25 protein-coding genes are annotated in these 25,355 nt (G+C 67.7%); 8 read left to right on the top strand and 17 right to left on the bottom strand.

Going from position 1 to position 25,355, the window contains the following annotated elements; all coding sequences use genetic code 11:
• Positions 1-129: 129 nt before the first annotated feature.
• Positions 130-1,008, bottom strand: a complete 879-nt coding sequence (locus tag AC1DQR_RS13315; RefSeq protein WP_477133133.1) for a LysR family transcriptional regulator — start codon at positions 1,006-1,008, stop codon at positions 130-132.
• 151 nt (positions 1,009-1,159) lie between these two features.
• On the opposite strand from AC1DQR_RS13315, the gene AC1DQR_RS13320 reads away from it, so the two are divergent.
• Positions 1,160-2,566, top strand: a complete 1,407-nt coding sequence (locus AC1DQR_RS13320; RefSeq protein WP_477133134.1) for a class II fumarate hydratase — start codon at positions 1,160-1,162, stop codon at positions 2,564-2,566.
• Positions 2,567-2,574: 8 nt separating this feature from the next.
• Here the strand turns inward: AC1DQR_RS13320 and AC1DQR_RS13325 are convergent, their stop codons facing one another.
• The 3 genes from AC1DQR_RS13325 to AC1DQR_RS13335 form a co-directional block, all read right to left on the bottom strand.
• The gene (locus AC1DQR_RS13325; RefSeq protein WP_416051340.1) at positions 2,575-2,847 is read right to left on the bottom strand and encodes a hypothetical protein; all 273 of its coding nucleotides are present in this window, start codon (positions 2,845-2,847) and stop codon (positions 2,575-2,577) included.
• A gap of 311 nt (positions 2,848-3,158) precedes the next feature.
• Positions 3,159-3,554 (bottom strand): YfeK family protein, encoded by a 396-nt coding sequence (locus AC1DQR_RS13330; protein ID WP_416051339.1) that lies wholly within the window; start codon positions 3,552-3,554, stop codon positions 3,159-3,161.
• Between the two features lie 146 nt (positions 3,555-3,700).
• A complete protein-coding gene (locus AC1DQR_RS13335) occupies positions 3,701-4,423 on the bottom strand; it encodes an SDR family oxidoreductase (protein WP_416051338.1) in 723 nt (240 codons plus the stop codon).
• 278 nt (positions 4,424-4,701) lie between these two features.
• On the opposite strand from AC1DQR_RS13335, the gene AC1DQR_RS13340 reads away from it, so the two are divergent.
• Positions 4,702-5,637, top strand: coding sequence for a 2-hydroxyacid dehydrogenase (locus AC1DQR_RS13340; RefSeq protein WP_477133135.1), 936 nt, complete (start codon positions 4,702-4,704; stop codon positions 5,635-5,637).
• Positions 5,638-5,657: 20 nt separating this feature from the next.
• Here AC1DQR_RS13340 and AC1DQR_RS13345 read toward each other — a convergent pair whose 3' ends face one another.
• The 6 genes from AC1DQR_RS13345 to AC1DQR_RS13370 all read right to left on the bottom strand — a co-directional run bounded on the left by AC1DQR_RS13345 (position 5,658) and on the right by AC1DQR_RS13370 (position 11,970).
• The gene (locus tag AC1DQR_RS13345; protein ID WP_416051336.1) at positions 5,658-7,031 is read right to left on the bottom strand and encodes an ATP-binding protein; all 1,374 of its coding nucleotides are present in this window, start codon (positions 7,029-7,031) and stop codon (positions 5,658-5,660) included.
• Positions 7,031-7,729, bottom strand: coding sequence for a response regulator transcription factor (locus tag AC1DQR_RS13350; protein WP_416051335.1), 699 nt, complete (start codon positions 7,727-7,729; stop codon positions 7,031-7,033). Before AC1DQR_RS13350 ends, AC1DQR_RS13345 begins: the two co-directional genes overlap by 1 nt.
• 13 nt (positions 7,730-7,742) lie before the next feature.
• Positions 7,743-8,810, bottom strand: coding sequence for a glucokinase (gene glk / locus AC1DQR_RS13355; RefSeq protein ID WP_416051334.1), 1,068 nt, complete (start codon positions 8,808-8,810; stop codon positions 7,743-7,745).
• Entirely contained in the window at positions 8,785-9,465 is a 681-nt protein-coding gene (gene pgl / locus AC1DQR_RS13360; RefSeq protein ID WP_253928605.1) for a 6-phosphogluconolactonase, read from the bottom strand. The genes glk and pgl overlap by 26 nt, the downstream gene beginning before the upstream one ends.
• 52 nt (positions 9,466-9,517) lie before the next feature.
• Positions 9,518-10,966: a glucose-6-phosphate dehydrogenase gene (gene zwf, locus AC1DQR_RS13365; RefSeq protein ID WP_416053342.1), complete on the bottom strand. Its 1,449-nt coding sequence runs from the start codon at positions 10,964-10,966 to the stop codon at positions 9,518-9,520.
• Between the two features lie 206 nt (positions 10,967-11,172).
• On the bottom strand, positions 11,173-11,970 hold the full coding sequence (locus tag AC1DQR_RS13370) for a PaaX family transcriptional regulator (RefSeq protein WP_416051333.1): 798 nt from the start codon (positions 11,968-11,970) through the stop codon (positions 11,173-11,175).
• Positions 11,971-12,150: 180 nt separating this feature from the next.
• On the opposite strand from AC1DQR_RS13370, the gene AC1DQR_RS13375 reads away from it, so the two are divergent.
• On the top strand, positions 12,151-12,951 hold the full coding sequence (locus AC1DQR_RS13375) for a crotonase/enoyl-CoA hydratase family protein (protein ID WP_416051332.1): 801 nt from the start codon (positions 12,151-12,153) through the stop codon (positions 12,949-12,951).
• A 106-nt stretch (positions 12,952-13,057) separates the two neighbouring features.
• Here the strand turns inward: AC1DQR_RS13375 and AC1DQR_RS13380 are convergent, their stop codons facing one another.
• Positions 13,058-13,924: an inositol monophosphatase family protein gene (locus AC1DQR_RS13380; RefSeq protein ID WP_416051331.1), complete on the bottom strand. Its 867-nt coding sequence runs from the start codon at positions 13,922-13,924 to the stop codon at positions 13,058-13,060.
• A 101-nt stretch (positions 13,925-14,025) separates the two neighbouring features.
• Here AC1DQR_RS13380 and AC1DQR_RS13385 point away from each other — a divergent pair, with 101 nt between their 5' ends.
• The 4 genes from AC1DQR_RS13385 (at position 14,026) to AC1DQR_RS13400 (ending at position 16,275) form a co-directional block, all read left to right on the top strand.
• Complete coding sequence (locus tag AC1DQR_RS13385; RefSeq protein WP_416051330.1) at positions 14,026-14,856, top strand: helix-turn-helix domain-containing protein; 831 nt, start codon at positions 14,026-14,028, stop codon at positions 14,854-14,856.
• Positions 14,857-14,863: 7 nt separating this feature from the next.
• A complete protein-coding gene (locus AC1DQR_RS13390; protein WP_150989246.1) occupies positions 14,864-15,142 on the top strand; it encodes a type II toxin-antitoxin system HicA family toxin in 279 nt (92 codons plus the stop codon).
• 105 nt (positions 15,143-15,247) lie between these two features.
• On the top strand, positions 15,248-15,952 hold the full coding sequence (locus AC1DQR_RS13395; RefSeq protein ID WP_150989243.1) for a glutathione S-transferase N-terminal domain-containing protein: 705 nt from the start codon (positions 15,248-15,250) through the stop codon (positions 15,950-15,952).
• Positions 15,953-15,972: 20 nt separating this feature from the next.
• The gene (locus AC1DQR_RS13400) at positions 15,973-16,275 is read left to right on the top strand and encodes a cupin domain-containing protein (protein WP_253928598.1); all 303 of its coding nucleotides are present in this window, start codon (positions 15,973-15,975) and stop codon (positions 16,273-16,275) included.
• Positions 16,276-16,367: 92 nt separating this feature from the next.
• Here AC1DQR_RS13400 and fusA read toward each other — a convergent pair whose 3' ends face one another.
• The gene (gene fusA, locus AC1DQR_RS13405; RefSeq protein ID WP_477133136.1) at positions 16,368-18,428 is read right to left on the bottom strand and encodes an elongation factor G; all 2,061 of its coding nucleotides are present in this window, start codon (positions 18,426-18,428) and stop codon (positions 16,368-16,370) included.
• Positions 18,429-19,074: 646 nt separating this feature from the next.
• On the opposite strand from fusA, the gene edd reads away from it, so the two are divergent.
• On the top strand, positions 19,075-20,901 hold the full coding sequence (gene edd / locus AC1DQR_RS13410) for a phosphogluconate dehydratase (RefSeq protein WP_416051327.1): 1,827 nt from the start codon (positions 19,075-19,077) through the stop codon (positions 20,899-20,901).
• A 22-nt stretch (positions 20,902-20,923) separates the two neighbouring features.
• Here the strand turns inward: edd and AC1DQR_RS13415 are convergent, their stop codons facing one another.
• The 5 genes from AC1DQR_RS13415 to AC1DQR_RS13435 form a co-directional block, all read right to left on the bottom strand.
• A complete protein-coding gene (locus AC1DQR_RS13415; RefSeq protein WP_416051326.1) occupies positions 20,924-22,018 on the bottom strand; it encodes a porin in 1,095 nt (364 codons plus the stop codon).
• Between the two features lie 189 nt (positions 22,019-22,207).
• A complete protein-coding gene (locus AC1DQR_RS13420; protein WP_416053341.1) occupies positions 22,208-23,092 on the bottom strand; it encodes a mechanosensitive ion channel family protein in 885 nt (294 codons plus the stop codon).
• Positions 23,093-23,138: 46 nt separating this feature from the next.
• Entirely contained in the window at positions 23,139-23,405 is a 267-nt protein-coding gene (locus AC1DQR_RS13425; protein ID WP_416051325.1) for a hypothetical protein, read from the bottom strand.
• Between the two features lie 32 nt (positions 23,406-23,437).
• A complete protein-coding gene (locus tag AC1DQR_RS13430) occupies positions 23,438-23,941 on the bottom strand; it encodes an asparagine synthase-related protein (RefSeq protein ID WP_477133137.1) in 504 nt (167 codons plus the stop codon).
• Positions 23,942-23,978: 37 nt separating this feature from the next.
• Positions 23,979-25,232, bottom strand: a complete 1,254-nt coding sequence (locus AC1DQR_RS13435; protein WP_416051324.1) for an MFS transporter — start codon at positions 25,230-25,232, stop codon at positions 23,979-23,981.
• Positions 25,233-25,355 lie beyond the last annotated feature (123 nt).

The raw sequence follows: 25,355 nt of genomic DNA on the forward strand, positions 1-25,355 counted from the left end.
CTCGCAGTGCCATTCTGGCGCGATAAATTGCAGACCAGTGCATGTATTTTCTCCCAGCGGGGATATCGCGCGGCTTAGGGCGAGAAACAATAGGACAGGGCCCGAGGCAGTAAAGCAGGCGGCTGCGGACTAGTCCGGCATGACCTGCGCGCCAGGGCGTGCCGCGGCGACGAATGCATCGATCAGCCTCGCCCCGCGCCGTTCGCGTAAAAAATAAAGATACTCACTCATTTCCTCGCTACTATCCTCAAAATCCAGCATTTTCAGGTGCGGATGGCTCGGCGCCTCGTGGCGGGCAATGACGGATACGCCGAGTCCGCGAATGACCGCCTCCCGGATCGATTCCCGGCTGCCGATCTCCATCGGCGTGGCAGGCACCACGCCCGCCCGTGCCAGCATCTGCTCGGTGACGATGCGCGTGGTCGACCCTGCCTCGCGCATCAGCAGCCGGCAACTGGCCAGCGCGGCGACCGGCACCCGTGCCTGCGCCGCCAGCACATGGCTGCGATGCACCACCAGCACAAGCGGGTCCTCGCCCAGCAGCATGCGCTCCAGGCGGGGGTCGTCCACCTTCTGCGAGGACGAGGCCACGTCCACGCGATATTCCTGCAGGGCATCGAGCACTTCCTGCGAGTTGCCGGTCTCGACCGCCACATCAATAGCCGGGTAGCGCGCGCTGAAGCGGCCGATGATGTCGAGCACGTAGTACGGCGCGGTGGCGCCAATGCGCAGGCTGCCCGTACGCAGGTCGCCCGAGTGGCGCAGGAAAAAGTCGATTTCCGTTTCCTGCTGGACCAGCGCTTCGACCTTGGGCAGCAACGCCAGCCCGGCATCCGACAGGGCCAGCCGCCGCCCGCCGCGATGGAACAGCTCGACGCCGTAGGCCTCCTCCAGCGCGCGGATCTGGGCGGTGATGGTCGGCTGCGACAGGCCGAGCCGCTTGGCTGCCTGGGTCACGCTGCCGATGCGGGCGACCATGAAGAAGGACTTGAGCTGGGCAATGAGCATGCTGGAGACGCGTGGTGATAGCGCAGGTGAATCGGGCGCTGGGCCTCGGTGGCCGCGCCCGGCGCCAGGGATGACGCCGTTGCAGCCGGGGGCGTATTCTAAGGCGCGGGGATCGGTTGCCACGCCGCCTTCGACCGAACAGGAGAATGCCATGCCCGAGCGCAAGCAGGACGCCACCCGGATCGAGACCGACAGCCTCGGCGACATACCGGTGCCAGCCCGGCACCTGTGGGGCGCGCAGACCGAGCGTTCGCGCCAGAACTTCCGCATCGGCTGCGAGACGATGCCGCCCGCGCTGATCGAAGCATTCGCCATCCTCAAGCTCTGCGCAGCGCGTGCAAATCGAGAGCTGCACGTGCTCAAGCCGGAACTGGCCCACGCCATCGAGGCAGCGGCGCAGGAGATCATCGCCGGCAAGTGGCCCGGGGAGTTTCCGCTCTCGGTCTGGCAGACCGGCTCCGGCACGCAGACCAATATGAACCTGAACGAGGTAATTGCCAACCGCGCGATCCAGCTGCTAGGCGGCGAGCCGGGCGCGAAGCAGCCCGTGCATCCCAACGATCACGTCAACGCCAGCCAGTCTTCAAACGACAGCTTTCCCACGGCGATGCATATCGCCGCCACCCGGGCGATCCAGCTGCAACTGCTGCCCGCGCTGGAGACCTTGCAGCAGGCGCTCGGGCGCAAGGTGGACGCGTTCAGCGACATCGTCAAGGTGGGCCGCACGCACTTGCAGGACGCCGTGCCGCTGACGCTGGGACAGGAGTTCTCCGGCTACGAAGCCCAGGTAGGCGATGCCCAGTCGCGCCTGCGCCAGGCCATGCTGCGCGCCATGCCGGTGCCGCAGGGCGGCACCGCGGTGGGCACCGGGCTGAATGCGCCGCACGGTTTTGCCGCGGCCTTCGCGCGCGCGCTGTCGGACTACACGGGCCTGCCGTTCGAGCCCGCGCCGAACCGCTACGCGCTGCAAGCCTCGCACGATGCGCTGGCCGACCTGTCGGGCGCACTCAATACCACGGCATCGTCCTTCCTGAAAATTGCGCGCGATTTCATGCTGCTCGGCTCCGGCCCGCGCGCGGGATTTGCCGAACTGATCCTGCCAGCCAACGAGCCCGGCTCTTCGATCATGCCGGGCAAGGTCAATCCCACCCAGGCCGAGGCGCTGGCCATGGTGTGCTGCCGGGTGATCGGCAACCACACCACCGTCACGCTGGCCAATGGCCTCGGCACGCTCGAGCTCAACGCGTACAAGCCCGTGATCATCTATAGCCTGCTGCAATCGGTCACGCTGCTTGCCGATGCGGCCGCGAGCTTCGCCGAACACATGGTGCAAGGGGTACAGGCGGATCGCGAGCGCATCGCCGAAATGCTCGGGCGCTCGCTGATGCCCGTGACGGCGCTCAACCCGCACATCGGCTACGACCGCGCCGCCGAAATCGCCAAGCTGGCGGTCACGCGAGGCCTGCCGCTGCGCGAAGCGGCGCTCGCCTCGGGACATGTCACGGCGGCCCAGTTCGATGCATGGATCGACCTGAAGGGAATGACCAGGGAAATATGAGGCGCCGCTTAGCGCTGGCCCATCTCGCACACGGCGCAGACGGTAACGGCCGCACCACAGGTGAAGACCAGCATCACCAACACCATCAAGGCGTCGACAAAGCTCATGCTGCCCGGCGCGATCACGCTGACCAGCCGCCAGCAGATCCAGGCGATCCATCCCAGCGCCGCAATGGCACTGCAGACCGCCAGGGTTGCACAGGCGCGGAGCGTCAACCGGCGCCAGGAGGCCGCAGGAGCGGCAGCGGGGGCGCTTTCGTTATCGGATATGACAGTCTGCATCCGGATTCTCCATCGCCAAGCCTTGCGGCCTTGGCAGAAAATGCCGGGGGTCCGCATCGTATGCGCCTAAGAAGAGCCCCGCGCGGCGAGGCGCGCACGGGGCGATGAGGACGCATTGGGACGCATTCGACAATCAGCGTGCGTGCCGCCCGAAAGCCGTCCGGACTGAAGTATGGCTCGGCGAACGCCGGTTGGCCATCGGTGGCCGTCCGACAGGGCGCATGGGCCGGCCTTTGTTGCCGAAAAGCAAAAGCGTACCCGTTTCTGCGCACCTTAAAACCCACCTGCAACGGCAAGAAAGGGGCTCGCGCCTATTTGCCTGCTGCCTTCTGCCGATAGCGCACCAGTTCAGCGCCTAGCCACGGTGCGCTCTCCACCGGCTGGGCCTGGCCGCACTTGACCAGGTAAGGCTTGCCGCTGACGCTACTCTTGCTCGCGCCCAGTTCGATAAAGCTCTCGCTGGTGCTGATGGCGCCCTTGTCGGCCAGGTAGTCGTACTTCTTCTTGAGGTGGGCAGCCGCATCTGGCGCCGAATACCAGCTGCCATTGCGGTTGAACTGGCAATTCGAGCCGGCCAGGTAGGCAAAGAGATGGGTGACCTCGGCCTGCGTGGCAGCGGGCGGTGGCGCCGCTGCGGCGGGGGCCATGGGGACCGCCAGCGCAGTGGCTAGCAGCAGGGCGGACAGGAAGGCAGGCTTCATTTTCATGGAGTCGATAAGTCGCATCCGCTGCATTAGAGCGGCATTCCCGCTCCAGTTCAAGGCCTGAGGAGCGGCCAGAGCGCCCGCCGCGCGGGCGGAACCAACTGTCCACGCGGCAAAGCGTACCCGTTTCTGCGTAGCAATCCGGTGCGTCAGCCGATCGCGCCACCGCCATCGAGCAGCACCGTCGAACCCGTGGCAAAGCCCGTCCCGGCCAGGTAAAGGATGGCTTGCGCCACGTCTTCGGGCTGGCCAATGCGCTGAGCCGGGAGCCGCGCGGCCACGTTTTCGAACATGGCTTTGCGCGCGGCGCCGTCCAGCTTGTCCCACAGCGGCGTGGCGATCAGGCCCGGGGAGACGGTATTGACGCGCACCGGCGACAGTTCCAGCGCCAGACCGCGGCTGAGCGCGTCCAGCGCGGCATTGATGGCGCCCTGCAGCACGGATGCCTTGCTCGGCCGCACGCCCAGGAAGCCCGAAACCAGCGTCAGCGAGCCATGCGCGCTGATCGGCACCAGGCGCGCCACGCGATAGGCGCCCCAGAACTTGCTGTTCATCGCGGCGTAGGCATCGGCCAACGGCAACTGGCGCACCGGGCCGGTGGGCGTCTGCGCGGCGGAGACCACAACGTGGTCCCACGGGGTGGCGCCGTCCATGAACTGCGCCACGCTGGCGTCGTCGGTGATATCGATCGTGGCGCCGCTGACCGTGCCGGCGCTGGCCAGCGTGCGTACAGCGGCATCGATTTTTTCCTGCGAGCGCGAGGCAATCGTGACGCTGGCGCCGCGCTCGGCAAAGGCAGCCGCGGTGGCCAGGCCGATGCCGGAACTGCCGCCAACCACCAGCACCCTGGCGTTCTTGAAATCGGGAAACATGGCAAGACTCCTTGAATTTCCTTCAATGGCCAATCCATGCGGCAGGAAGGAAGGCCGCATGCTTGCCAGCCATTATGGTCACGGCGCGCCGGCGGATCATCCACCCAGGATTGGAAGCACTCTTGGCAGGTATTTGATAATCGAGGGCGCGCCGGAGCACGCCAGCAAGCCCGGCGCGCCGCCGCTACAATGCTGCGGTGCAGCTTAGGCCCCGTCCCGGGACCGCTCACCCTCCTCCCAGCGGTCGCCAACGGCCCCGAAACAACCTCCTGCCCATCATGAAGCCGCTCCTGCTCGTCCTCAGCCACGTCAGCGCCCAGCATCTGTCCTGGATTGCCGAACAATACGAGGTGCTCTACGCGCCCGACAGCGCGGCCCGCGCCGCGCAGGTCCGGGAGGCCGGCGCCCGCGTGCGCGCGGTGCTGACGATCGGCACGGTCGGCCTCACCGCCGCGGAGATCGATGCCATGCCCGCGCTGGAGCTGGTGTGCGCGCTGGGCGCGGGGTACGAGAACATTGCCGTGGCCCACGCCCGCGCGCGCGGCATCGTCGTGGCCAACGGCGCTGGCACCAACGACAGCTGCGTGGCGGACCACGCCATGGCGCTGCTGCTAGCCACCGTGCGCGCCATCCCGGTGCTGGACCAGGCCACGCGCGCCGGCAAGTGGCGCACCGCGCTGCCGCTGCAGCCCAATGTGTCGGGCAAGCGCATGGGGATTCTCGGCCTCGGCACCATCGGCCGGCGCATTGCCCAGCGCGGCCTGGGCTTTGACCTGGAGGTGGGGTATCACAACCGGGCCCCGCGCGAGGACGCGCCGTATCGCTATTTCGACAGCCTCGGCGCGCTGGCCGAATGGGCCGACTACCTGATCATCGCCACGCCCGGCGGCGCGGGCACCCGCCACCTGGTCGACGCCAAGGTGCTGGCCCAGCTGGGCCCGGGCGGCTTCGTGGTCAATATCGCGCGCGGCAGCGTGCTCGACACCGCGGCGCTGGCGGATGCGCTGCGCGCCGGCAAGCTCGGCGGCGCCGGACTTGACGTCTACGAGACCGAGCCCGAGCCGCCCGCCGCGCTGTTCGACTGCCCCAATGTGGTCCTGACCCCGCACGTGGCAGGCAGGTCGCCGGAAGCCATCGACGCTTCAGTGCGGCAGTTCCAGGAAAACAGCCGGCTGCATTTTTCCGGCAAGCCTGTACTCACACCGGTAGGCTGACGAAAGGCCCCGCCGCGCGCTCACGCGACGGGAAACACCACCCGCACGCGCAGCCCGGGTGCGGCGTCTTCCAGCGAGACCCGCGCGCCGTGCGATTGCGCGATCTCCGCCACGATGGCCAGGCCCAGCCCGCTGCCCCCAGTGGGCGCTTCCGGCACCCGGTAGAAGCGGTCGAACACGCGTGCGCGCTCGGCGAGGGGAATTCCCGGGCCATCGTCCTGCACGAGCAGTTCCGCGCTCTGCGTACCCGATTCTCCTGCCCCCGGCATGGCCCATCCCCGGCGAACCAGCACATCGACCCTGCCGCCGGCCGGCACATAGCGCAGCGCATTGTCGACCAGATTGGTCAGCAGGATGCGCAGCGCATCGACGTCGCCGCGCACCATGACTGGGCCGGCGGCAGCGTCGAGCCCCAGGTCGATATGGCGGTCGAGCGCGGCCTGGGTCATCTCCGCCACCACGCTTTGCGCCAGCGCGCGCAGGTCCACCGGCTCATGCGGGGGCGCTGCCGCGCCGGGCTCCTGGCGCGCCAGCGTGAGCAACTGGGCCACCATGTGCGTGAGCCGCTCCAGCCCCTGGCGCAGCTTGCCCACGGCCTCCTGCCGCTCCTCGGCCGTATCGGCGCGCTCCACCAGCTGGGCCTGCAACTGCAGCGCGGCCAGCGGCGTGCGCAGCGCGTGCGCGGCGTCAGCCACGAAGGCGCGCTGGGTATCGATGGCGTGGGACAGCCGCGCCAGCAGCTGGTTGAGCGCCTCGGTCAACGGCGCGATCTCGTCCGGCATACTGCTGACCGCCAGCGGGGCCAGGGCGTTGGCGTCACGCTGGCGCACCCCGGCGGCGATCTCGCGCAAGGGCCGCAGGCCACGTCCCACGGCCACCCACACCAGCCAGCCGATCAGCGGCAGCAGCAACAGCAGGGGCGCCACGGTGCGCAGCGCCATGCGCGCGGCTACCTCGCTGCGCGCCGACATCGGCTGGGCAATCTGCACCACGCCGAGCCCGAGCTGCACGCTGTAGATCCGCCATTCGCCCTGCGCGGTCTTGACGTTGGAAAATCCCAGCTCGGCGCGCGGCGGCAACGCCGGATGCGCGTGCGACAGATACAGGCTGCGGCCGGAGCCATCCCAGATATGGATCACGACGTCTTCATCGGCATGGAACAGGCTGTCGCTAGGCGAGCCCGGCGCGCCAGGCGACTGCTGCGCAACGAACGGCGGCATCACCGGATCGGCAAACTGGCTGGGCAGCGCGGCGGCCACCTGCTTCATCTGGTAATCGAACAGTGCGTTGGCTTCCTGCCGGGCCTGCCCGTAGATCAGCGCAGTGGCAATGGCGATGCCGGCCAGCAAGCCCAGGGCAAGCCACCACAGCAGGGTTCTCTGGATGGAACGCATCAGCCCGCGCCTCCGGCTTCGAGCTTGGGCACCACATAGCCCACGCCGCGGATATTGCGGATCAGCCCCGCGCCGAATTTCTTGCGCAGTGCGTGGATGTAGACCTCCACCGTGTTGCTGCCGACTTCATCGCCCCAGCCGTACAGGCGCTCCTCCAGCTGTGCCACCGACCACACCTTGCCGGGCCGTGCCAGCAGCGCCGAGAGCAAGCCGAACTCGCGCGCCGACAAGCGCACCGCCTCACCGTCAAGGGTGGCCTCGCGGGTCACGGGATTGATCACGATGCCGCCATAGCGCAGCAGCGGCTCCGCCCGGCCTTCGGCGCGGCGCACCAGCGCGTGCATGCGCGCGGCCAGTTCCTGCAGGTCGAAGGGCTTGACGAGGTAGTCGTCGGCGCCGGCGTTCAGCCCCGCCACGCGATCGGCCACGGCATCGCGCGCGGTCAGGATCAGCACCGGCGTACTCACGCCACGCGCGCGCAGCGCGGCGAGCACCTCCAGCCCGGAGCGGCGCGGCAGGCCCAGGTCGAGCAGGATCAGCGCATAGCAGGCCTCGCCATCGGGGCCGCCCGACTGGGTGGCCGCGGCCAGGCCGGCCTCGCCGTCCTGCACCCAGTCCACCGCGAAGCCTTCCTGGCGCAGTGCCAGCTTCACGCTATCGCCGATCATGGCGTCGTCTTCCACCAGCAACACTCGCATGGTCAGGTCCGGATCAGGCAGGGTTAGGTTGATTGGCCGGGTTAGCTTGGCTGGCGCCGTCGCTATCGCCGTCGACGCCGTGCGTGATCGCTTCCTCCAGCGCCTGCGCCAGTCCGGGCAACGCTGGGTACTGCGCGTTGATCACGTAAACCGGCAGGCTTTCCAGGTACGCGCTCAGCCGCCCCTTGGCGGTAAAACGCGCGTTGAACGCGGAGTTGCGCAGCGCGGGCACGAAGCGCGGCACGATGCCGCCACCCAGGTAAACACCGCCACGCGCACCCAGTACCAGCGCAATATCAGCCGCCACGGAACCCAGCAAGCCGCAAAATACGGCAAGCGCGCGCTCGCAGAGCGGGTCGTGCCGGTGGATCGCGCCTTCGGTTACCTCTGCCGGCTCGAGCTGGCGCGCCAGGGGCGTACCCGTTTCTGCGTGCAACGCGGCATGGGTCAGTGACAGCCCCATGCCCGACAAAAGACGCTCGGCGGAGACACGGCCGAAGGCCTGGCGGGCCGCGCGCCACGCAGTCCATTCGTCTTCGGTCTCCGGCATCAGCTCGATATGGCCGCCCTCGCCGGCCAGCGCCACGGCCGGCCCGGAGCGCGCGGGCACCAGCCCGGACACGCCCAGCCCGGTGCCCGGCCCCACCAGCGCGAGCGGCGCGCCGGCCACGGCCACGCCCTGGCGCATCAGCGTCAGGTCCTGCGCGCCAAGGTGTGGCAAACCCAGCGCCAACGCGGTGAAATCGTTGATGGCCAGCAGCAGGTCCAGGCCCAGCGAGCGCTGCATCTGCGAGATGGAAAACGCCCAGGCGTGATTGGTCAGCTTGACGCGATCGCCGGTCACCGGGTTGGCGAGGCCAACGGCCGCGTGGCGCGGCCTGGCGCTACCGGCCGGCAAGCCGCCGAGGTAATGCTGCATGGCAGCCTCGAGCGAGGGGAAATCGGCCACTTTAAGCGCGGTCACCGGGCCGATGCGCTGCGGCGCGGTCTCCAGCGCAAAGCGCACATTGGTACCGCCGACATCGCCCAGCAGGCGTGGAAAATTCTGCATGGCGTCAGGCCGAGAAGACGTCGGTGCCATGCCGGTGCCGGCTCAGCACCAGGCTGATGGGCAGCGCCGGGGTGGGTCCCTTGCAGGCGCGCGCGAACACGGCCGTCTTGACGGGCCCCGCGAACGACAGGAAGACGCGCTCGGCAGCCAGCAGCGCCGCCAGGTTCAGCGTGATGCGCGCGTGCGGCGCCTCGCGCGGATGCGTGACCATATAGCCCGGCTGCGGCTCGGCAAGGGCCTGCTCCAACTCGGGCGCCTCGGGAAACAGCGAAGCGGTGTGGCCATCCTCGCCCATGCCCAGCACGATCACGTCGGGCTGGCGCCAGGCCGCGTTCAGCCGGGCCACCGCGCTGGCGGGGTCGGCCACTTCGGCGGCGTCGGCCACCAGCGGCACGAAGGCCGCCTTGCCAGCCGCCTCGCGCAGCAGGTGGCGGCGCACCAGCGCGCCGTTGCTGTCGTCATGGTCGGGCGGCACCACGCGCTCGTCGACCAGCGTGATGGTGACCGCGTCCCAGCGGATGGTGCGATGGCGCAGGCGCTCGAACATCGCCACCGGCGAGCGGCCGCCGGACACCGCCAGCACCGCCCAGCCGTTCACGCCGATGGCGATCTCCAGCGCGTGGGCTACCGAGATCGCCATCGCTTCGGCCAGGTCCGCCTCTGAGGTATGTTCGTAGCGTCGCATGGGCAGTGTCTCCTGTTCGAATGAGGGTCTATCAATGATCAGCAGGCGCGGCTCATACCTCTTCGTGCCAGAGCGAGCCGTCGCGCGACATCAGCGCGGACGAAGAGGCCGGACCCCATGTGCCGGCGGTATACGCCTTGGGCGGCACGGTGCTGCCCGCCCAGGTATCGATGATGGGCTCGACCCAGCGCCACGCCTGCGCCTGCTCGTCGCGCCGCACGAACAGCCCCAGGCGGCCGCGAATGACATCGAGCAGCAAGCGCTCGTAGGCGCCCGCGCGGCGCACCTTGAAGGAGTTGGCGAAGTCCAGGTCGAGCGAGGTGCCCGTGAGCGCCACCGTATCACCGGGCTGCTTGACCAGGAAATACAGGCGGATGCTTTCCTCCGGTTGCAGCCGGATCACCAGCCGGTTCTGCGGCGACAAGGTCAGCGGGCGCGGGAAGATGGCATGCGGCACATCGCGGAAGTGGATGACGATCTCCGCCACGCGCGACTGCATGCGCTTGCCGGTGCGCAGGTAGAACGGCACACCAGACCAGCGCCAGTTGGCGATCTCGGCCTTGATGGCGACAAAGGTCTCGGTATGGCTGTCGGGCGCGATGCCCTTCTCGTCGAGGTAGCCCACCACCGGCTTGCCGCCCACGGCGCCTGCCCGGTACTGCCCGCGCACGGTTTTCTCGGCCACGTCCTGCGGCGTGATGGGCTTGAGCGCCTTGAGAATCTTGATCTTTTCGTCGCGGATCGCATCCTCGGACAGGCTGGTGGGCGGCTCCATCGCCACCATGCACAGCAGTTGCAGCAGGTGGTTCTGCACCATGTCGCGCAGCGCGCCGGTGTTGTCGTAGAACTCGCCGCGCGTTTCCACGCCAAGCTCCTCGGCGATGGTGATCTGCACGTCCTGCACCCATTCGCGGCGCCACAGCGGCTCGAACAGCGCGTTGCCGAAGCGGATCGCCATCAGGTTCTGCACCGACTCCTTGCCCAGGTAGTGGTCGATCCGGTAGATCTGGTCTTCGGCGAAGTACTGCGCCACGGCCGAGTTGATCGCGTCGGACGAATGCAGGTCATGCCCGAGCGGCTTCTCCAGGACGATGCGGACATTGGGATGATTAAGCCCGGTGCGCGCGAGCTGCTCGCAGATGGGGACAAAGATATGCGGCCCGGTGGCGAGATAGCACACCACCACCTCGGGCGAGCGCTGCAGCACCTTGGCCGCCAGCGCGTCGAAGTGCTCGGGCACGCGGGCGTCGGCCTGCACATAGCTGATGCGCGCAAGGAAGGTGGCCCAGGCTTCGGGCGGTGCATGCTCAAGACCCGGGCGCACGCTCTGCTCCAGCGAACCGACGTAGTCCTCGGTGGAAAGGGGATGGCTGCCGGTGGCAAGAATGCGGGCGTTGGGATGAAGCAAACCCGCGCGGTGTGCATCGAACAGCGCCGGCAGCAGCTTGCGCCGCGCCAGGTCCCCGGTGCCGCCGAACAGCACCATGTCGAAATCGGGCATGCTCACCCTGTACTCCTTGTCTTGGCCAACGTGAGTGCGGCGCAAGAGCCCGGCGGGGCCTGCGGGGTTCCAGGAACACCAGCGCGCGTCACTTTACTGAGTGACGCGGTGCGCCGCATAAGTTCCGGCCAGTTTAGTTGAGTCGCTGCCGCTTGGCGAGGCGTGGAGCGCTCGGCGCGGCCCCGGAGGTATGCCGCCTGCGCGCGCTAGCCGAGCAGCAGCTCCACCCACAGGCCGCGAGCCTGGAGCTGGTAGGCGCGCGTGGCCTCGATCAGGGCGCGGCGGGGCGCCGGGTCCATAATGGCCTCGGGCAGCAACGGATCGCGCACGATGGCGCGGATGATGGCGCGGCCCACCAGCATGGCTTCGCGCGCGCCGGCATCCGGCGCCATGCGCGCCAGCTTGGCCTGGCTGCGCTCCAGTTGCGCCAGCGCGCGGCGGTACGCGGATTGCAGCGCCGGCACATCCCACAACTGGGCCATGTGCGCGGCGGCATCGGCATCGAACTCGCGGCCCACAAAGAGCAGGCTGGCGCTGGCCATCCCGAGCCGGGACAGCACGGCGCGCATGGCCGGGGCGCCGCCCGCGAGATTGTCCGGGCGCACGTTGATGCCGGCGGCCAGCACCCGAAAGCCGGACAACGACAGCGCGCGCGCATGGTGGCGCCAGGCGGTCTTCTCGCTGCGTGCCACGGCGGCGTCCTGCACCACCAGCCAGTCGCCGGCCCAGTGCCCCAGCCGGCTCTCTTTTTCGAACCAGTGCTCGACTTCGTCGTAGACCGGGTTGCCTTCCGGCAGCACCGCGTAGCAGCCACGCTCCGTCTTGACGATGCGGCCCTGGCGCTGCAGGCGCGTCAGCGCCACCCGCACGCTGGGCGTGCCGATGCCCATCACCTCGGCGCCGCGCGCCAGCGCCTGCACCGGCAGGGTACGCTCCGGATGGCCGTAGAGCAGGTCCAGGACCAGGTCAGTCGCCGAGGGCTCGCGGATCTCTATTTCATGCATGGGTCGAAAGCGGGAGCAACGTGGGCGGCAAAGGATGCCGCGAAGGGTAAACCAGAAATATTTCTTTTATTGGCATAAATATATCATTCGATGAAATATTTATGCATGTGGAAAAACACCTAGAAAGTACCCGATTCGTACAATTCACCCTTGCCAGGCGCAGGCACCGAGGATGCGAGCATGGATAGTAAGCCCAGTCAGCCCAACCATTATGTCAGGACCGAAACGTCCGGCCCGGTCCTCACCATCATTCTGGACCGCGCCGACAAGCGCAACGCCGTGGACGGCCCGATGGCGCTGGCGCTGCGCGAGGCATTTGCCGGGTTCGAATCCGACCCGGCGCTGCGCGTGGCCGTGCTGTGGGGCGCGGGCGGGCATTTCTGCGGCGGCGCCGACCTGTCGGCGGTGAGCGACCCGGCGCGCCGTCACGAACTGGATCCGCAAGGCGGTGGCGCGGGGCCGATGGGCCCGAGCCGGATGGCGCTGTCCAAGCCGCTGGTAGCCGCAGTCAGCGGCTATGCGGTAGCGGGCGGGCTGGAACTGGCGCTGTTGGCGGACCTGCGCGTGGCGGAGCGCGATGCCGTCTTCGGCGTGTTCTGCCGGCGCTGGGGCGTACCGCTGATCGACGGCGGCACGGTGCGCTTGCCGCGCATCGTAGGCATGGGCCGTGCGCTCGACATGATCCTGACTGGCCGCCCGGTGCCCGCCGAGGAAGCGCTCGCCATGGGGCTGGCCAACCGCGTGGTCGAGCCAGGCCAGGCCCGCGCCGCGGCCGAGGCACTGGCGCATGAGCTGGCCGCCTTCCCGCAGCGCTGCATGCTGACGGACCGGGCCTCCGCCTACGGGCAATGGAACCTGCCGCTGGCCGACGCACTGCGGGCCGAAGGCACCAACGGCACGCCGATCGTGTTCGAGGAGGGCATCCCGGGCGCTGCCCGCTTTATCGGGGGTGCCGGCCGGCACGGCGATTTCTCCGGCTAGGCAGGCATCGGGAACCGGGACGGCGACGGGGCAAACACGCCCCGGCCCGGCCCGGCAAAGCGTACCCGTTTCTGCGTAGCCAGAGCGGGATGCAATGGCAGTGGAATCAGCCCTGTCCAGCCAGTGCCGAATTCAACCCACCATGCATGGCCGGCCCGGCGGCAACGATCCCCTGGCACCCCCACGTAAACGGCTTGCCATCCAGCGCGGTCACCACGCCACCCGCCTCGGTCACCAGCAACACGCCTGGCAGCCAGTCGTAGTAATCCTGTCCGCACTCCCAGTAGCCGTCTAGCGCGCCACCGGCAACCAGCGCCAGCAACAACGACGTGGGACCGTATACGCGCTGCCCGAACACCTGCGGCAACAAACGGCCAAAGCGATCCAGAAAAGCCGCGGTATCGTTACGCACCTGCCCCGGCCAGTCGGGATGCGCCGTAGCAATCAGTGCTGAGGCCAGCTCCCCACGCGCATTGGCGCGCAATGGCGCCCCGTCGCAATCGGCGCCCTGGCCAGCCACCGCCCGATACGTCCGCCCGGTGGCCGGGTCATGCACCAGCGCCAGTGCTGGCACCCCCTCTACCACCAGGCACAGTGCAATGGTCCAGCCCGGCATGCCGCTCAGGTAGTGCAGGGCACCATCGATGGGGTCGCAAACCCAGTAAGCGTCGGCATGCTCCGGTGCCTGCTGCTCGCCGCTCTCCAGTTCCTGCTCGGAGAACGGAATCCGCGGCCAGCGCTCCAGCAAGGCCCGCTTCAGCGCCGAGCCGACGGCGCCGCTGTGCTGGTCGAACGCCGCCCGCAGGGCCTGGAAATCGGCGGGGGCGCTGCGTGGCTGCTGCGTGCGCAGCCGCCGGCCTTGCTGGGCAAGCAAGGCGCTCAGGCTATCGAGCACAGCCGCCACGGGCTGGCCGAGGCGTTCGGCAAGGGACTGAGTGTTGGTGTTGGTGTCGGCATTGACGTTGGCATTCACGATGCATCGCTCCTGGCTGGGTTGGAGCAGCCAGTCTAGGCACTCGCCGCATTGCCATCTAACGATAGAATGCCAACTTATATTCGAAACGGGCCAAACCGATGTCGCTACGAGAAATCCGGCCGATCGCGCATGAAGCCGCCCGGGAACAGGTGCCGCATGTGCATGCCGAGGGCCAGTTGTTCACCGTGAAGTCCGGCGTGGTCAGCATCGAGGCCGGTGGCGGGCGCTGGCTGATGCCGACCGGCTGCATCGGCTGGGTGCCGCCGTATGCATCGCACGGTGCGCGCATCCATGGCGCGATGACCGGAATGAGCCTGTATTTCGACGAGGCGTGGAGCCGTGCCGCCATGCCGGAAACCCTCAAAGTGGTACGCCTGTCGCCGCTGCTGGCCGCGCTGCTCGACACGCTGGCACAAGCCGAGCCGCCGTCCGGGCCGGTGCGCGCGCATTACCTGGCGGTCTTCGCCGATGACTTCACCCGCCAGCCGGCACAAACGCTGTTCCTGCCCATGCCCCAGGAGCCGCGCCTGCTGCGCATGGCCACCGCCTTGCTGGCCAGCCCGGACGACAACACCGGCCTGGATGGTTGGGCGGCGCGCATCGGCATGGCCCGCCGCACGCTCACCCGCCACTTTCAGGCCGACACCGGCTGGAGCCTGGCGCAATGGCGCCAGCAGTTGCGCATGCTGGCGGCCATGGAGCGGCTGGTGGCTGGCGAAAGCGTCACTGCCGTGGCGCTCGGCCTGGGCTACGCCAGCGTCAGCAGCTTCATTGCCCTGTTCCGCCGTTACACCGGCACCACGCCGCGTGCCTACCTGGCACTGGGCAAGGACTGGGGTACGACAGGCACGGAAGGCCACTCGCGGGTGCAGCAAGCGCCAACCCACCCGCTCTTGTATGCTACGGCTATTGCCGCCGAAGAAGCCTGACCGCGCCATGAGCCACAAATCCCGCAGCCTCCTGCAGTCGATCTTCAGTCACCCGCTCAGCAACAACATCCACTGGCGCGAGGTGGAGTCGCTGCTGCAGCAACTCGGCGCGAAGGTCGAGCCGATCCAGGGCGCCCGCTTCAGGGTGGTGCTCAACGAGTATGAGTTCTACCTTCATCACCCGCACCATGGCAATGTCTGCGCCAAGCAGGAGATCAAGCACCTGCGCGATTGCCTGGTCGCCGCCGGCGTCACCCCTCCCGACGGCGACGACAAGCCCAAGTGACCCGGCGCTTGCCCGGGCAGGCGCCGCGGCGAACCCCGGCACGGCCATCCTCATCGGCCGCCAAGGCCAACCATTGCCCCAGCCCATCCATTCCTACGGATTTCCATGACCAATCTTTCCGCCTTCCTCGTTACCAATAAATGGCCCGCCTTGCGCCCGGAGCGGATCCAGCTCTATTCGCTGCCCACGCCCAATGGTGTCAAGGTCTCGATCATGCTCGAGGAAACCGGCCTGCCCTACGAACCGCACCTGGTGCGCTTCGACACCAATGACCAGTACACGCCGGAATTCCTGTCGATCAGCCCCAACAACAAGATTCCCGCCATCCTGGACCCGAACGGCCCCGGCGACCAGCCGCTGGCCCTGTTCGAGTCCGGCGCGATCCTGCTCTACCTCGCCGACAAGAGCGGCAAGTTCATCCCGCAAGATCCCGCCGGCCGCTACGAGACCATCCAGTGGCTGATGTTCCAGATGGGGGGCATCGGGCCGATGTTCGGGCAACTGGGATTCTTCAACAAGTTCGCCGGCAAGGAATACGAGGACAAGCGCCCGCGCGACCGCTATGTCGCGGAAGCCAAGCGCTTGCTGGCCGTGCTCAACGGACGCCTCGCGGACCGCGCCTGGATCATGGGCGACACCTACACCATTGCCGACATTGCGACCTTCCCCTGGGTGCGCAACCTGATCGGATTCTACGAGGCCGGCGAGCTGGTCGGCATCCAGGACTTCCCCCACGTCACGCGCGCGCTCGAGGCCTTCCTGGCGCGTCCCGCGGTGGCCAAGGGCCTGGATATCCCGAAGCGCGTCTAGACCAACCCGGAGCCACACCAGTGCCGCTGATTCAGCTTGACGACCTTGCCGCCGCGCTGCCCAGCGCATGGAAGTCCACGGTCTTGGGCCAGGTCGGCCCCGCCCGCATCAAGGTGCTGCGCATGGATGAACAAGCGTATGAAGCCGAGACGCATGACTACAACGAAGGCCTGCTCGTAGTGAGCGGACGGCTCATGTTGCAAGTGCAAGGCGAAGCCGGCACGGTTGTCGTCGAGCCCGGGCAGATGTACCTCGCCCTTGCCGGCATCCCACACGCCGTGCTGCCCGGCAGCCACGGCACGCTGGTGATCGTCGACGTCTGAGCGGGCCTGTGCGCCCCGGCGGATGATGCCGCGCCGGTGGCCAAGGGGCGGGCGCCCACGCGGCGCCCGCCCGATTGCGGCTGCCGTCAGACTCAGCCAGCCATCTCCACCACCGCCGCGGCTGGTGCCGCGGCATAGTGATCGAGCTGCATGGCAAAGCTGGCTCGGCCCGAGGTCAGCGCGCGCAGGCTGCCGATATAGCCGAACAGGCTGGCCAGCGGCACATGCGCCTGCACCACCGTGGTGTTGCCGCCACCGCGTTGCGATTGCCCGCGCACCATGCCACGGCGCCGGTGGATATCGCCGATGACATCGCCCACATGGTCGGCGGGCGTCACCACCTCCACGCTCATCACCGGCTCCAGCACTACGGGCGCAGCCTGCCGCGCGGCTTCACGGAAGGCGGACGCGGCCGCGGTCTCGAAGGCCAGGGCCGAGGAGTCGCGCTCGTGAAAACTGCCGTCCAGCAAGATGGCCTGGACATCCACCACCGGGTAGCCCGCGAGCATGCCCTGCGCGGCCGCGCGCCGGATGCCGGCCTCCACCGCCGGCACGAACTCGCGCGGCACCGCGCCACCGCTGATGCGGCTCTCGAACCGGACGCCCTCGCCGCGCGGCAGCGGCTCGAAGCGCAGCACCACTTCCGCGTACTGGCCCGGGCCACCGCTTTGCTTGCGATGCAGGTAGCGCGCATCGGCGGCACGGGTCAGCGTTTCGCGATACGCCACCTGCGGGCGGCCTACCGTGACCTCCACATGAAAGCGCGTGCGCAGCTTCTCCAGCGTGACCTCCAGCTGCAGCTCGCCCATGCCGGACAGCAACGTCTGCCCGCTCTCCGGATCCTGGCGCAGGCGCAGGCTCGGATCTTCCTGCACCAGCACTTGCAGGCCGCGCGACAAGCCGGCCTGGTCGGACTGGCTCTTTGGCTCGATGGCCACGTCGATCACCGGCTCGGGCGTGTCGATCGATTCCAGCACCATGGGGTGCGCGGGATCCGTCAGCGTGTCGCCGGTGATGGTGGCCTTGAGGCCCGCTATCGCCACGATGTCGCCGGCCACGGCAACCCGCAGCTCCTGCTTGCGGTCCGCATGCATCTCGTACAGTCTTGCCACCCGCTCGCGCTTGCCACTGCCCGCGTTGAGCACGGTGTCGCCGGCAGCGAGCCGTCCGCGATACACGCGCACGAACGTCAGCGTGCCGTGCGCGTCGTGCACGACCTTGAAGGCGAGTGCCACCAGCGGCTGGTCAACGTCCGCGCTCACTGCACGACGGCTCACTTCGCCAGGTGCAGGCAGGTACGCTGTCACCGCATCGAGCAAAGGCTCCACACCCTTGTTCTTGAAGGCGGAACCTGCCAGCACGGGCACCACGGCGCCGCGGATGGTCGCGCGCCGGATGGCTGCGCGCAAGGCGTCACTGGCCGGCTCGCGGCCCGCCAGGTAGTCTTCCAGCAAGGCATCGTCCTGCTCGGCCAGCGTTTCCAGCAAACACTGGCGCCAGGCCGCGGCCTGCTCCGTCAGCGCCTGCGGCACCGCATCGGTCACGTAGCCCGTGCCGCCCGTGCCGCCTTGCCATAGCAGGGCCTGCATGGTGACGAGATCGACCACGCCGTGGAAATCGCCTTCGCGGCCGATCGGCAACTGCAGCACGAGCGGCACCACGCCGAGGCGTTCCTCGATCATGCCGGCCACGCGCAGGAAATCCGCGCCGGTGCGATCCAGCTTGTTGATGAAGGCGAGGCGCGGCACGTGGTAATGGTCCGCCAGGCGCCAGTTGGTCTCCGTCTGCGGCTCCACGCCGGCCACGCCGTCGAACACCACCACGGCGCCGTCGAGCACGCGCAGCGAGCGGTTCACCTCGATGTTGAAATCGATGTGACCCGGGGTATCGATCAGGTTGATCTGGTGCCCGCGCCAGTACACGGTGGTGGCCGCGCTGTTGATGGTGATGCCGCGCGCCTGCTCCTGTGGATCGAAATCCATGGTGGCGGCGCCGTCATGCACCTCGCCCAGCCGGTGGCTGGCACCGGTGTAGAACAGGATGCGTTCCGACGTGGTGGTCTTGCCCGCGTCCACGTGGGCAATGATGCCGATGTTCCTGAGTTTCCTGCTTTCCTTCCTGCTTTCGTTTCTGCTTTCGTTTCTGCTTTCCATGATGGGCTGCCTGAATGCAAACACCCTGGCGGGTGCGTGCCTGCCAGGGTGTTTGTGGTCCCTGGGAGGCGATCTGCGAGGCCTCCCGGACTGCATGTGCAGCCAGGAGGCTATGGGATCGCTTGCGAGGCGGCGCCGGCATGCCGCATGCGGCACGCAATGGTCTCGGTGACTACGCCAGACGACGCCGTTACCGCACCAAGGGACGAGCGCAAGCCCCCGTTCCCTTGGCCGGTTTGAATCGTGGCAATCAACTTGTCGTAGGTACGCATGGCGTGTCAGATGGTGGCGAAACAAAAAAACAAAACCCCGGCGGGCCTGCGGGCCGTCCGGGGTTGGCGATGATCGGTTTCGTCGTTCCCGGAACTGGCCTTGCAGCCTTCCGGGCGGGACGCTCGGAAGACTAGACGTGAATAGCCAGCAGCACGCGTTCACCGTAAGGTGCCGCGGCAAACACTGCGATGGCGGTGCGTTGCGCTGCTTGCTTCATGTCGTTTGAACTCCAGAGAATGCGGCGAAGTCTAGCACTTGTGGAGAAAACGTGCAGCGGCTCATACTGGCGCCAAGCACGCACCAACCGCGCACCAACCGTGCGCCCCTCCCCAAAGTGCACTAGGCTGAAAAAGCACCCACGCAGGAGATCCCCATGCCAAGTCACCCAGTCCTGGAACGGGTCACCGCCCGCATCGTCGCGCGCAGCGCCGCCACCCGCCAGACCTACATGGACCGCACCCGCGCCATGGCGGGACAGAAGGTGGAACGCGCGCAGCTCTCATGTACCAACCTGGCGCACGCCGTGGCGGCCATGCCCGAGCAGGCCAAGATCCGCCTGAAAGCGCAGGAGCGCCCCAACCTCGCCATCGTCTCCTCCTACAACGACATGCTGTCGGCGCACCAGCCCCTGGCGGAGTATCCGCAATGGCTCAAGGAAGCCGCGCTGGAGGCGGGCGGCACCGCGCAATTCGCCGGCGGCACGCCCGCCATGTGCGATGGCGTGACGCAGGGCCAGGACGGCATGGATCTCTCGCTGTTCTCGCGTGACGTGATCGCGCTATCCACCGCGGTGGCGCTGTCGCACCAGATGTTCGACGGCGCGCTGTACCTCGGCGTGTGCGACAAGATCGTGCCGGGGCTGGTGATGGGCGCGCTGTCGTTCGGCCACCTGCCCGCCATCTTCGTGCCAGGCGGCCCCATGACCACCGGCATCGGCAACGAGGAAAAGGCGCGCGTGCGCCAGCGCTATGCCGAGGGCAAGCTCAGCCGCGCGGAGTTGCTGGAGGCAGAGAGCCAGTCGTATCACGGCCCGGGCACCTGCACCTTCTATGGCACCGCCAACTCCAACCAGATGCTGATGGAGATCATGGGCCTGCACCTGCCCGGCACTGCCTTCGTCAATCCCAACACGCCGCTGCGCGAAGCCCTCACGCGCGAATCCGCGCGTCAGGCGCTACGCCTTGTGCATGGCGGCGATCGCTATACGCCGGTGGCGGACGTGCTTGACGAGCACGCCTTCGTCAATGGCATCGTCGGCCTGCTGGCCACCGGCGGCTCCACCAACCATACGTTGCACCTGGTGGCGATGGCGCGCACCGCGGGCATCGTGCTGGGCTGGGACGATTTTGCCGAGCTATCGGAAGTGGTACCGCTGCTGGCGCGCGTGTATCCGAACGGCAGCGCGGATGTGAACCAGTTCCAGGCCGCCGGCGGACTCGGGCTGGTGATTCGCGGCTTGCTGCAGCTTGGCCTGCTGCACGACGACGTGACCACCGTGGTCGGCAAGGGCCTGGCCGACTACACGCGCGAGCCGGTGCTGCGCGATGGCCAGCTCACCTGGATCGACGGGCCCGAAGCGCCGCTGGACGACACCATCGTGCGCGCCGCCGGCCAGCCCTTCGCGCCGGAAGGCGGCATCAAGCTGCTCGACGGCAATATCGGCCGCGCCGTGCTGAAGATCTCGGCGGTCAAGCCCGAGCACCACATCGTGCAAGCCCCGGCGATGGTGTTCCACACGCAAGACGCGCTGATCGAAGCGTTCAAGCGCGGCGAGCTGGAGCGTGACTTTATCGCGGTGCTGCCATGGCAAGGGCCGGCCGCCTGCGGCATGCCGGAGCTGCACAAGCTCACACCCACGCTGACCGTGCTGCAGGACCGCGGTTTCCACGTGGCGCTGGTGACGGACGGACGCATGTCCGGCGCGTCGGGCAAGGTGCCTGCCGCCATCCATGTGTGCCCCGAGGCATTGAGTGGTGGCGGCATCGCCCGCGTGCGCGATGGCGACCCGATGCGCGTGGACGCGCATGCGGGCGTGCTCACGGTGCTGGTGCCCGAAGCGGAATGGGCTGCGCGCTCGGTGACGCCGCCCGACCTCTCAGCCAACCGGCACGGCGTGGGGCGCGACCTGTTCGCCAATTTCCGGCGTCATGTGAGCACGGCGGAGGCGGGGGCCTGCTCGCTGTTTGCCGAGGAAGGCTGACGGGAGGTAGCTTGTGCGCGGCTTAGAAGCTATGGCTGATGCCGGCACCGAATCCGGTGCCGCCACCTGCGTAGCGACTGTGGCGATACGACACCGCGCCATACAGCGTGGTGCGCTTCGATAGCGCATAGTCCACGCCGCTGGTGACGTAGCCGGTCACGCCCGCCGTGCCATAGCCCTGGAAATCGCGCGCGCCCGAGAGCTTCAGCGTATAGGCGCCCACGCGCCAGTTGACGCCAAGCGTGGCGGCGCTGCGCCTGGCGCTGGCGTCGCCGAGGAAGGCCTGGCTCGCGGCGCTTAGACGGGTCTGGCTGTACGAGGCCATCAGCCGCACCTTGGTGAACGCGTAGGCCAGCCCCGCGAACCACGTGTTGTCATAAGCCGAATTGCGCTCCGCCGTCAGCATGGCCGACCAGGGCCCGCCATCGTAGTTGAGCGAGGCCGCCAGCGGCCGCGTGCGGTCCCGGTTGCCGGCGGCGTCCGGCGTTTCATTCTTCTCAACACCAGCGGATACGTGCACGTGTATCCCACCCCATTTCGGCGAGTCGTAGAACACGCCGTTGTTCAGGCGCGAGTATTCGCCCGCGGGGCCATTGTGATACGGATCGGTGCGATAGGACGGGTGGTACACGTACCACGCCACGGAACTCACGCGGTTGAAATTGTCCCAGCTGTCGTACTGCCAGTCGTATTGCCACATCGGCGTCAGCGCACGGCCAACGCGCAGATCGCCGTAGGGCGACTGGATGCCAATAGTGGATTCGCCCTGGAAATACGGCGTGGCGCCGCTGGCTTCGAACCGGCCATTGCCCATGTCGAAGCGCGTTTGCAGGTTCAAGGTGGCGGCCCAGCCGGGGGCCAGGGCCTCGCTGCCGCGCAGGCCGATGAAGCTGCGCTGCATGGTGCCGAGCTGAATGGGCTGGCCGGGCGCGGGACGAAAGATGCCGACGTCGGCAAACCCGTACAGCGTGAGGCTGCCCTGCGCGTGCGCAGTCGGTGCGGCGGAGGCGAGCACGGCGGCGCAGGCCAGCGCCGGCAGGCACTGCGCGAGCCTTGCGCGCGGCGCACAAGGCTTTCGGGCGATGGGGTTCAGTTCGAGCTTGTGTGCAGACAGCAAATTCAATTCCAGAGATTGAAGGCAAGCCGTGTTCCGCCGCGTAGCGCAACGAAACGCGGATGCCGGTGAAGAACCCAAGGGGGCGAGAGAAATGGATTGGCCAATGGCGGCGCAAGCGCTCGCCACCAGACAGGATCGCCGCCTGGGTGCTTGCGCACCGCTGCGGCGGGATCCGAAGAGGTTGGTTCGTCAGCTCAGGCGATGCGAGGGACTCGGCGCGACGGGCGCGGCCGGTTGCGCGTCCTCGGACACGCGCCACTCCTGCACCGGCACGGCGATGGCGCAACCGGCAGCTTCGAGCACCTGCTTGATGCGGTGGTAGAAAGCGAAGCGCACGTTCCAGTAATCCCCGGCGGCAACCCAGCAACGCACGTTGAGCGTCACGCCCTGCGCAGCGTAGTTGATCACCATGGCCTCGGAGGCCGGGTCCGCCAGGATGCGCGCCTCAGCCGCAAGCATGGCGCGCAGCGCATCGAGCGCGGCCTGGATGTCGGCGCCAAAGGTGACGGTGACTTCGATGTCGAGCCGGCGGGTGGGATTCTCGCTGTAGTTGGTGATGGCGCTGCCCCAGATCTTGCCGTTGGGCACGCGCAGGCAAACCCCGTCGAAGGTGGTCAGCTCGGTCATGAACAAACCCGTCTCGCGCACCGTGCCGGCCACGCCCTGCGCATCGATGTACTGGCCCACGCGAAACGGCCGCAGCAGGACCAGCATGATGCCCGCGGCAATGTTCTGCAGCGTGCCCTGCAACGCCAGTCCGATGGCCAGGCCGGCGGCGCCGAGCATGGCAATGATGCTGGCGGTCTGCACGCCAAATTGCGATAGCACCAGCACGACCGTGATCACGCGCACGATCCACTGCGTGACGCTGGCCAGCATCGGGCGCAAGGTGGCGTCCACGCGCGGGCGGTCAAACGCGCGCAGCACCGCGGCGCGGGCGCGCCCGGAGAGCCACCAGCCCAGGATCAGGATCAGCATGGCGGCGATGCAGTTCAGGCCTTGCTGCACCACCAGTTGCAGCAGGTACGCCCAGGCTGCTTCCAGCTTGTGGGGCTCGATGAAGTTCAGGTTCATGGATTCGGCTCCGGCGATCAGTGTGGAAAAGCTGGACATGCGCGGCTCAGGATGCATCGTCGTCGCGGCGGGGGTGCGCCGGTTCTCCGGCGTGCGGCAGCGGCGTTTCGCTGCGCGCAAGCTGGCCCGGATCGAGCTGGTGCGAGAAGCCGGCCACCAAGCCGATGCGGCGCTGGCGGTCCTCCGGCAAGGTTGGCCCGCTCTGAATATAGACGGTGAGCCATTCCGCAAGGTGCACCGGCACGGACAAGCGTGTGCGCGCGTAGCCATGCGTGGTCTTGAGGTGAAGCGGGTCGATCTTTAGTGTCTGCATGCAGGCGGGTTCATGGTTCGGTTCGAAAGATTTCAGGAAGAGGTTGGTGCGCTATGGATCGTGAAGAGGTTGGTACGCACGAGCGTGGCATCAGGCCGTGAACGGGAACAGCAGGTCAATTTCGAAGCGAAGGCGTAGGTGCGCCGGTCGGGCGTACCCGTTTCTGCGAGCAATCCGATGATCAGGCTGGAGTCCATGCCGCCCGACAGCAGCACGCGCATCGGCACCTCCGCCACAGTGCGGCGGTGGACCGACTTGATGTCAGACGATTGCCTACATTTGATTGAAATTGACAATACTTTCAGGACAAATGACGGGGGAATTGGTTTCCCCCCGATGCGCGGCGACAGCTGAGCGAATCGGCGCCAGCCCTGCGTGGGCAAGGGCTGGGCCCGATTGAAAAATATTTCGCCGGAGCGGGCTTGGGCGTACTTTTTATGTGGGGAGAATCGTGCGGCCCCCCTGCGCGGGAGCACGCAGAATTGGGTACGCTTTGGTGCGCAGGAGGTAGTGCGGAGGAAGAACGGGCGTTGCACCCAGCCGGTGCTTGGACCGGCCGGATTGGACCTTATTTCAAGCCGTGACGGGGTGATCGTGCAAGCGGTCGCGCGAGGCTAGCGAGGGAAACAGGCGCATCCACACCACCACCACCACCAGCGTGCCGATGCCGCCAAGCAGCACCGCGCCAACCGGCCCGAACAGCGCGGCCGTCACGCCGGACTCGAACTCGCCAAGCTGGTTGGACGCGCCGATAAAGACCGAGTTGACGGCGCCCACGCGCCCGCGCATATCGTCGGGCGTATCGAGCTGGACCAGCGTGGAGCGCACCACCACGCTGATCATGTCGGAGGCGCCAAGCATGACCAGCGCCGCCATCGACAGCGGCAGCCAGTGCGAGATGCCGAACACCATCGTCGCCATACCAAAGACGGCCACCGCGCCGAACATCACGCGACCCACGCGGCGGTTCATCGGATGGTGGGCGAGCCACAGCGCGGTCGCCAGCGCGCCGATGGCGGGCGACGAGCGCAGCAGGCCCAGGCCCCAGGGGCCGGTATGCAGGATGTCGCGCGCGTAGATGGGCAGCAGCGCGGTGGCGCCGCCCAGCAGCACGGCAAAGAGATCCAGCGAAATCGCGCCAAGCAGTACCGGCCGACCGCGGATATACGAAAACCCCGCAAACAGCGTAGCGATGCTGACCGGCGTGGTCAGCCGCTGCGCGGCCTGGCGCAGCTTGAGCGCGGTGACCAGGCAGGCGGCCACGGCGAACAACGTGGCGCTGATGGCGTAGACAACGCCCGGGCCGGCAACATAGGCAAAACCACCCAGCGCGGGACCGATGATGATGGCCGTCTGTGTGGCGGAGCTGGACAGCGCCACCGCGCGCGGAAACATGCGTGGCGTGACCACGCTGGGCAGCAGCGCCTGCAACGTCGGCGTCTCGAAGGCGCGGGTGGCACCGATCAGGGCCACGAACACGAAGATGTGATCGCGCGTGATCCAGCCCGACAGGCTCGCCACCGCCATCGACACCGCGATCAGCGCTTCCAGCGTCTGGCAGGTGCGCACGATCAGGCGCCGGTCGAAGCGGTCGGCCACGTGGCCGGACATCAGCAGCAGCATCACCGAAGGCAGGAACTGCACCAGCCCCACCATGCCAAGCATGAACGGGTCGCGGGTGAGGTCGTAGATCTGCCAGCCTACCGCCACCGTAAAGATCTGGTAGCCAATGGTGGTGCACAGGCGGGCAAACCAGAACAGCCGAAATGAAGGGTCGCGAAAGACTGAGTCCGGCTCGGGGGCCAGAACGGAAGCAGGGGTCGACATGGATGGCGGTGGTGACGGGGCGGCGGCGGGGCAAAGCTGGGACGCATTCTATCCGAGGCCCGCGATGCATGCAGGCGCATGCATCACGTCCCAGCTCCCCCATGTATCTTCAATGATGCAATG

It is taken from the genome of Cupriavidus sp. 05L411 (genome assembly GCF_056398045.1).

What these genes read in the sequence shown, in the direction of transcription:
- AC1DQR_RS13315 (WP_477133133.1), bottom strand. Translation starts at nt 1,008, where the DNA reads ATGCTCATTGCCCAGCTCAAGTCCTTCTTCATGGTCGCCCGCATCGGC.
- AC1DQR_RS13320 (WP_477133134.1), top strand. Translation starts at nt 1,160, where the DNA reads ATGCCCGAGCGCAAGCAGGACGCCACCCGGATCGAGACCGACAGCCTC.
- AC1DQR_RS13325 (WP_416051340.1), bottom strand. Translation starts at nt 2,847, where the DNA reads ATGCAGACTGTCATATCCGATAACGAAAGCGCCCCCGCTGCCGCTCCT.
- AC1DQR_RS13330 (WP_416051339.1), bottom strand. Translation starts at nt 3,554, where the DNA reads ATGAAAATGAAGCCTGCCTTCCTGTCCGCCCTGCTGCTAGCCACTGCG.
- AC1DQR_RS13335 (WP_416051338.1), bottom strand. Translation starts at nt 4,423, where the DNA reads ATGTTTCCCGATTTCAAGAACGCCAGGGTGCTGGTGGTTGGCGGCAGT.
- AC1DQR_RS13340 (WP_477133135.1), top strand. Translation starts at nt 4,702, where the DNA reads ATGAAGCCGCTCCTGCTCGTCCTCAGCCACGTCAGCGCCCAGCATCTG.
- AC1DQR_RS13345 (WP_416051336.1), bottom strand. Translation starts at nt 7,031, where the DNA reads ATGCGTTCCATCCAGAGAACCCTGCTGTGGTGGCTTGCCCTGGGCTTG.
- AC1DQR_RS13350 (WP_416051335.1), bottom strand. Translation starts at nt 7,729, where the DNA reads ATGCGAGTGTTGCTGGTGGAAGACGACGCCATGATCGGCGATAGCGTG.
- glk (WP_416051334.1), bottom strand. Translation starts at nt 8,810, where the DNA reads ATGGCACCGACGTCTTCTCGGCCTGACGCCATGCAGAATTTTCCACGC.
- pgl (WP_253928605.1), bottom strand. Translation starts at nt 9,465, where the DNA reads ATGCGACGCTACGAACATACCTCAGAGGCGGACCTGGCCGAAGCGATG.
- zwf (WP_416053342.1), bottom strand. Translation starts at nt 10,966, where the DNA reads ATGCCCGATTTCGACATGGTGCTGTTCGGCGGCACCGGGGACCTGGCG.
- AC1DQR_RS13370 (WP_416051333.1), bottom strand. Translation starts at nt 11,970, where the DNA reads ATGCATGAAATAGAGATCCGCGAGCCCTCGGCGACTGACCTGGTCCTG.
- AC1DQR_RS13375 (WP_416051332.1), top strand. Translation starts at nt 12,151, where the DNA reads ATGGATAGTAAGCCCAGTCAGCCCAACCATTATGTCAGGACCGAAACG.
- AC1DQR_RS13385 (WP_416051330.1), top strand. Translation starts at nt 14,026, where the DNA reads ATGTCGCTACGAGAAATCCGGCCGATCGCGCATGAAGCCGCCCGGGAA.
- AC1DQR_RS13390 (WP_150989246.1), top strand. Translation starts at nt 14,864, where the DNA reads ATGAGCCACAAATCCCGCAGCCTCCTGCAGTCGATCTTCAGTCACCCG.
- AC1DQR_RS13395 (WP_150989243.1), top strand. Translation starts at nt 15,248, where the DNA reads ATGACCAATCTTTCCGCCTTCCTCGTTACCAATAAATGGCCCGCCTTG.
- fusA (WP_477133136.1), bottom strand. Translation starts at nt 18,428, where the DNA reads ATGGAAAGCAGAAACGAAAGCAGAAACGAAAGCAGGAAGGAAAGCAGG.
- edd (WP_416051327.1), top strand. Translation starts at nt 19,075, where the DNA reads ATGCCAAGTCACCCAGTCCTGGAACGGGTCACCGCCCGCATCGTCGCG.
- AC1DQR_RS13420 (WP_416053341.1), bottom strand. Translation starts at nt 23,092, where the DNA reads ATGAACCTGAACTTCATCGAGCCCCACAAGCTGGAAGCAGCCTGGGCG.
- AC1DQR_RS13425 (WP_416051325.1), bottom strand. Translation starts at nt 23,405, where the DNA reads ATGCAGACACTAAAGATCGACCCGCTTCACCTCAAGACCACGCATGGC.
- AC1DQR_RS13435 (WP_416051324.1), bottom strand. Translation starts at nt 25,232, where the DNA reads ATGTCGACCCCTGCTTCCGTTCTGGCCCCCGAGCCGGACTCAGTCTTT.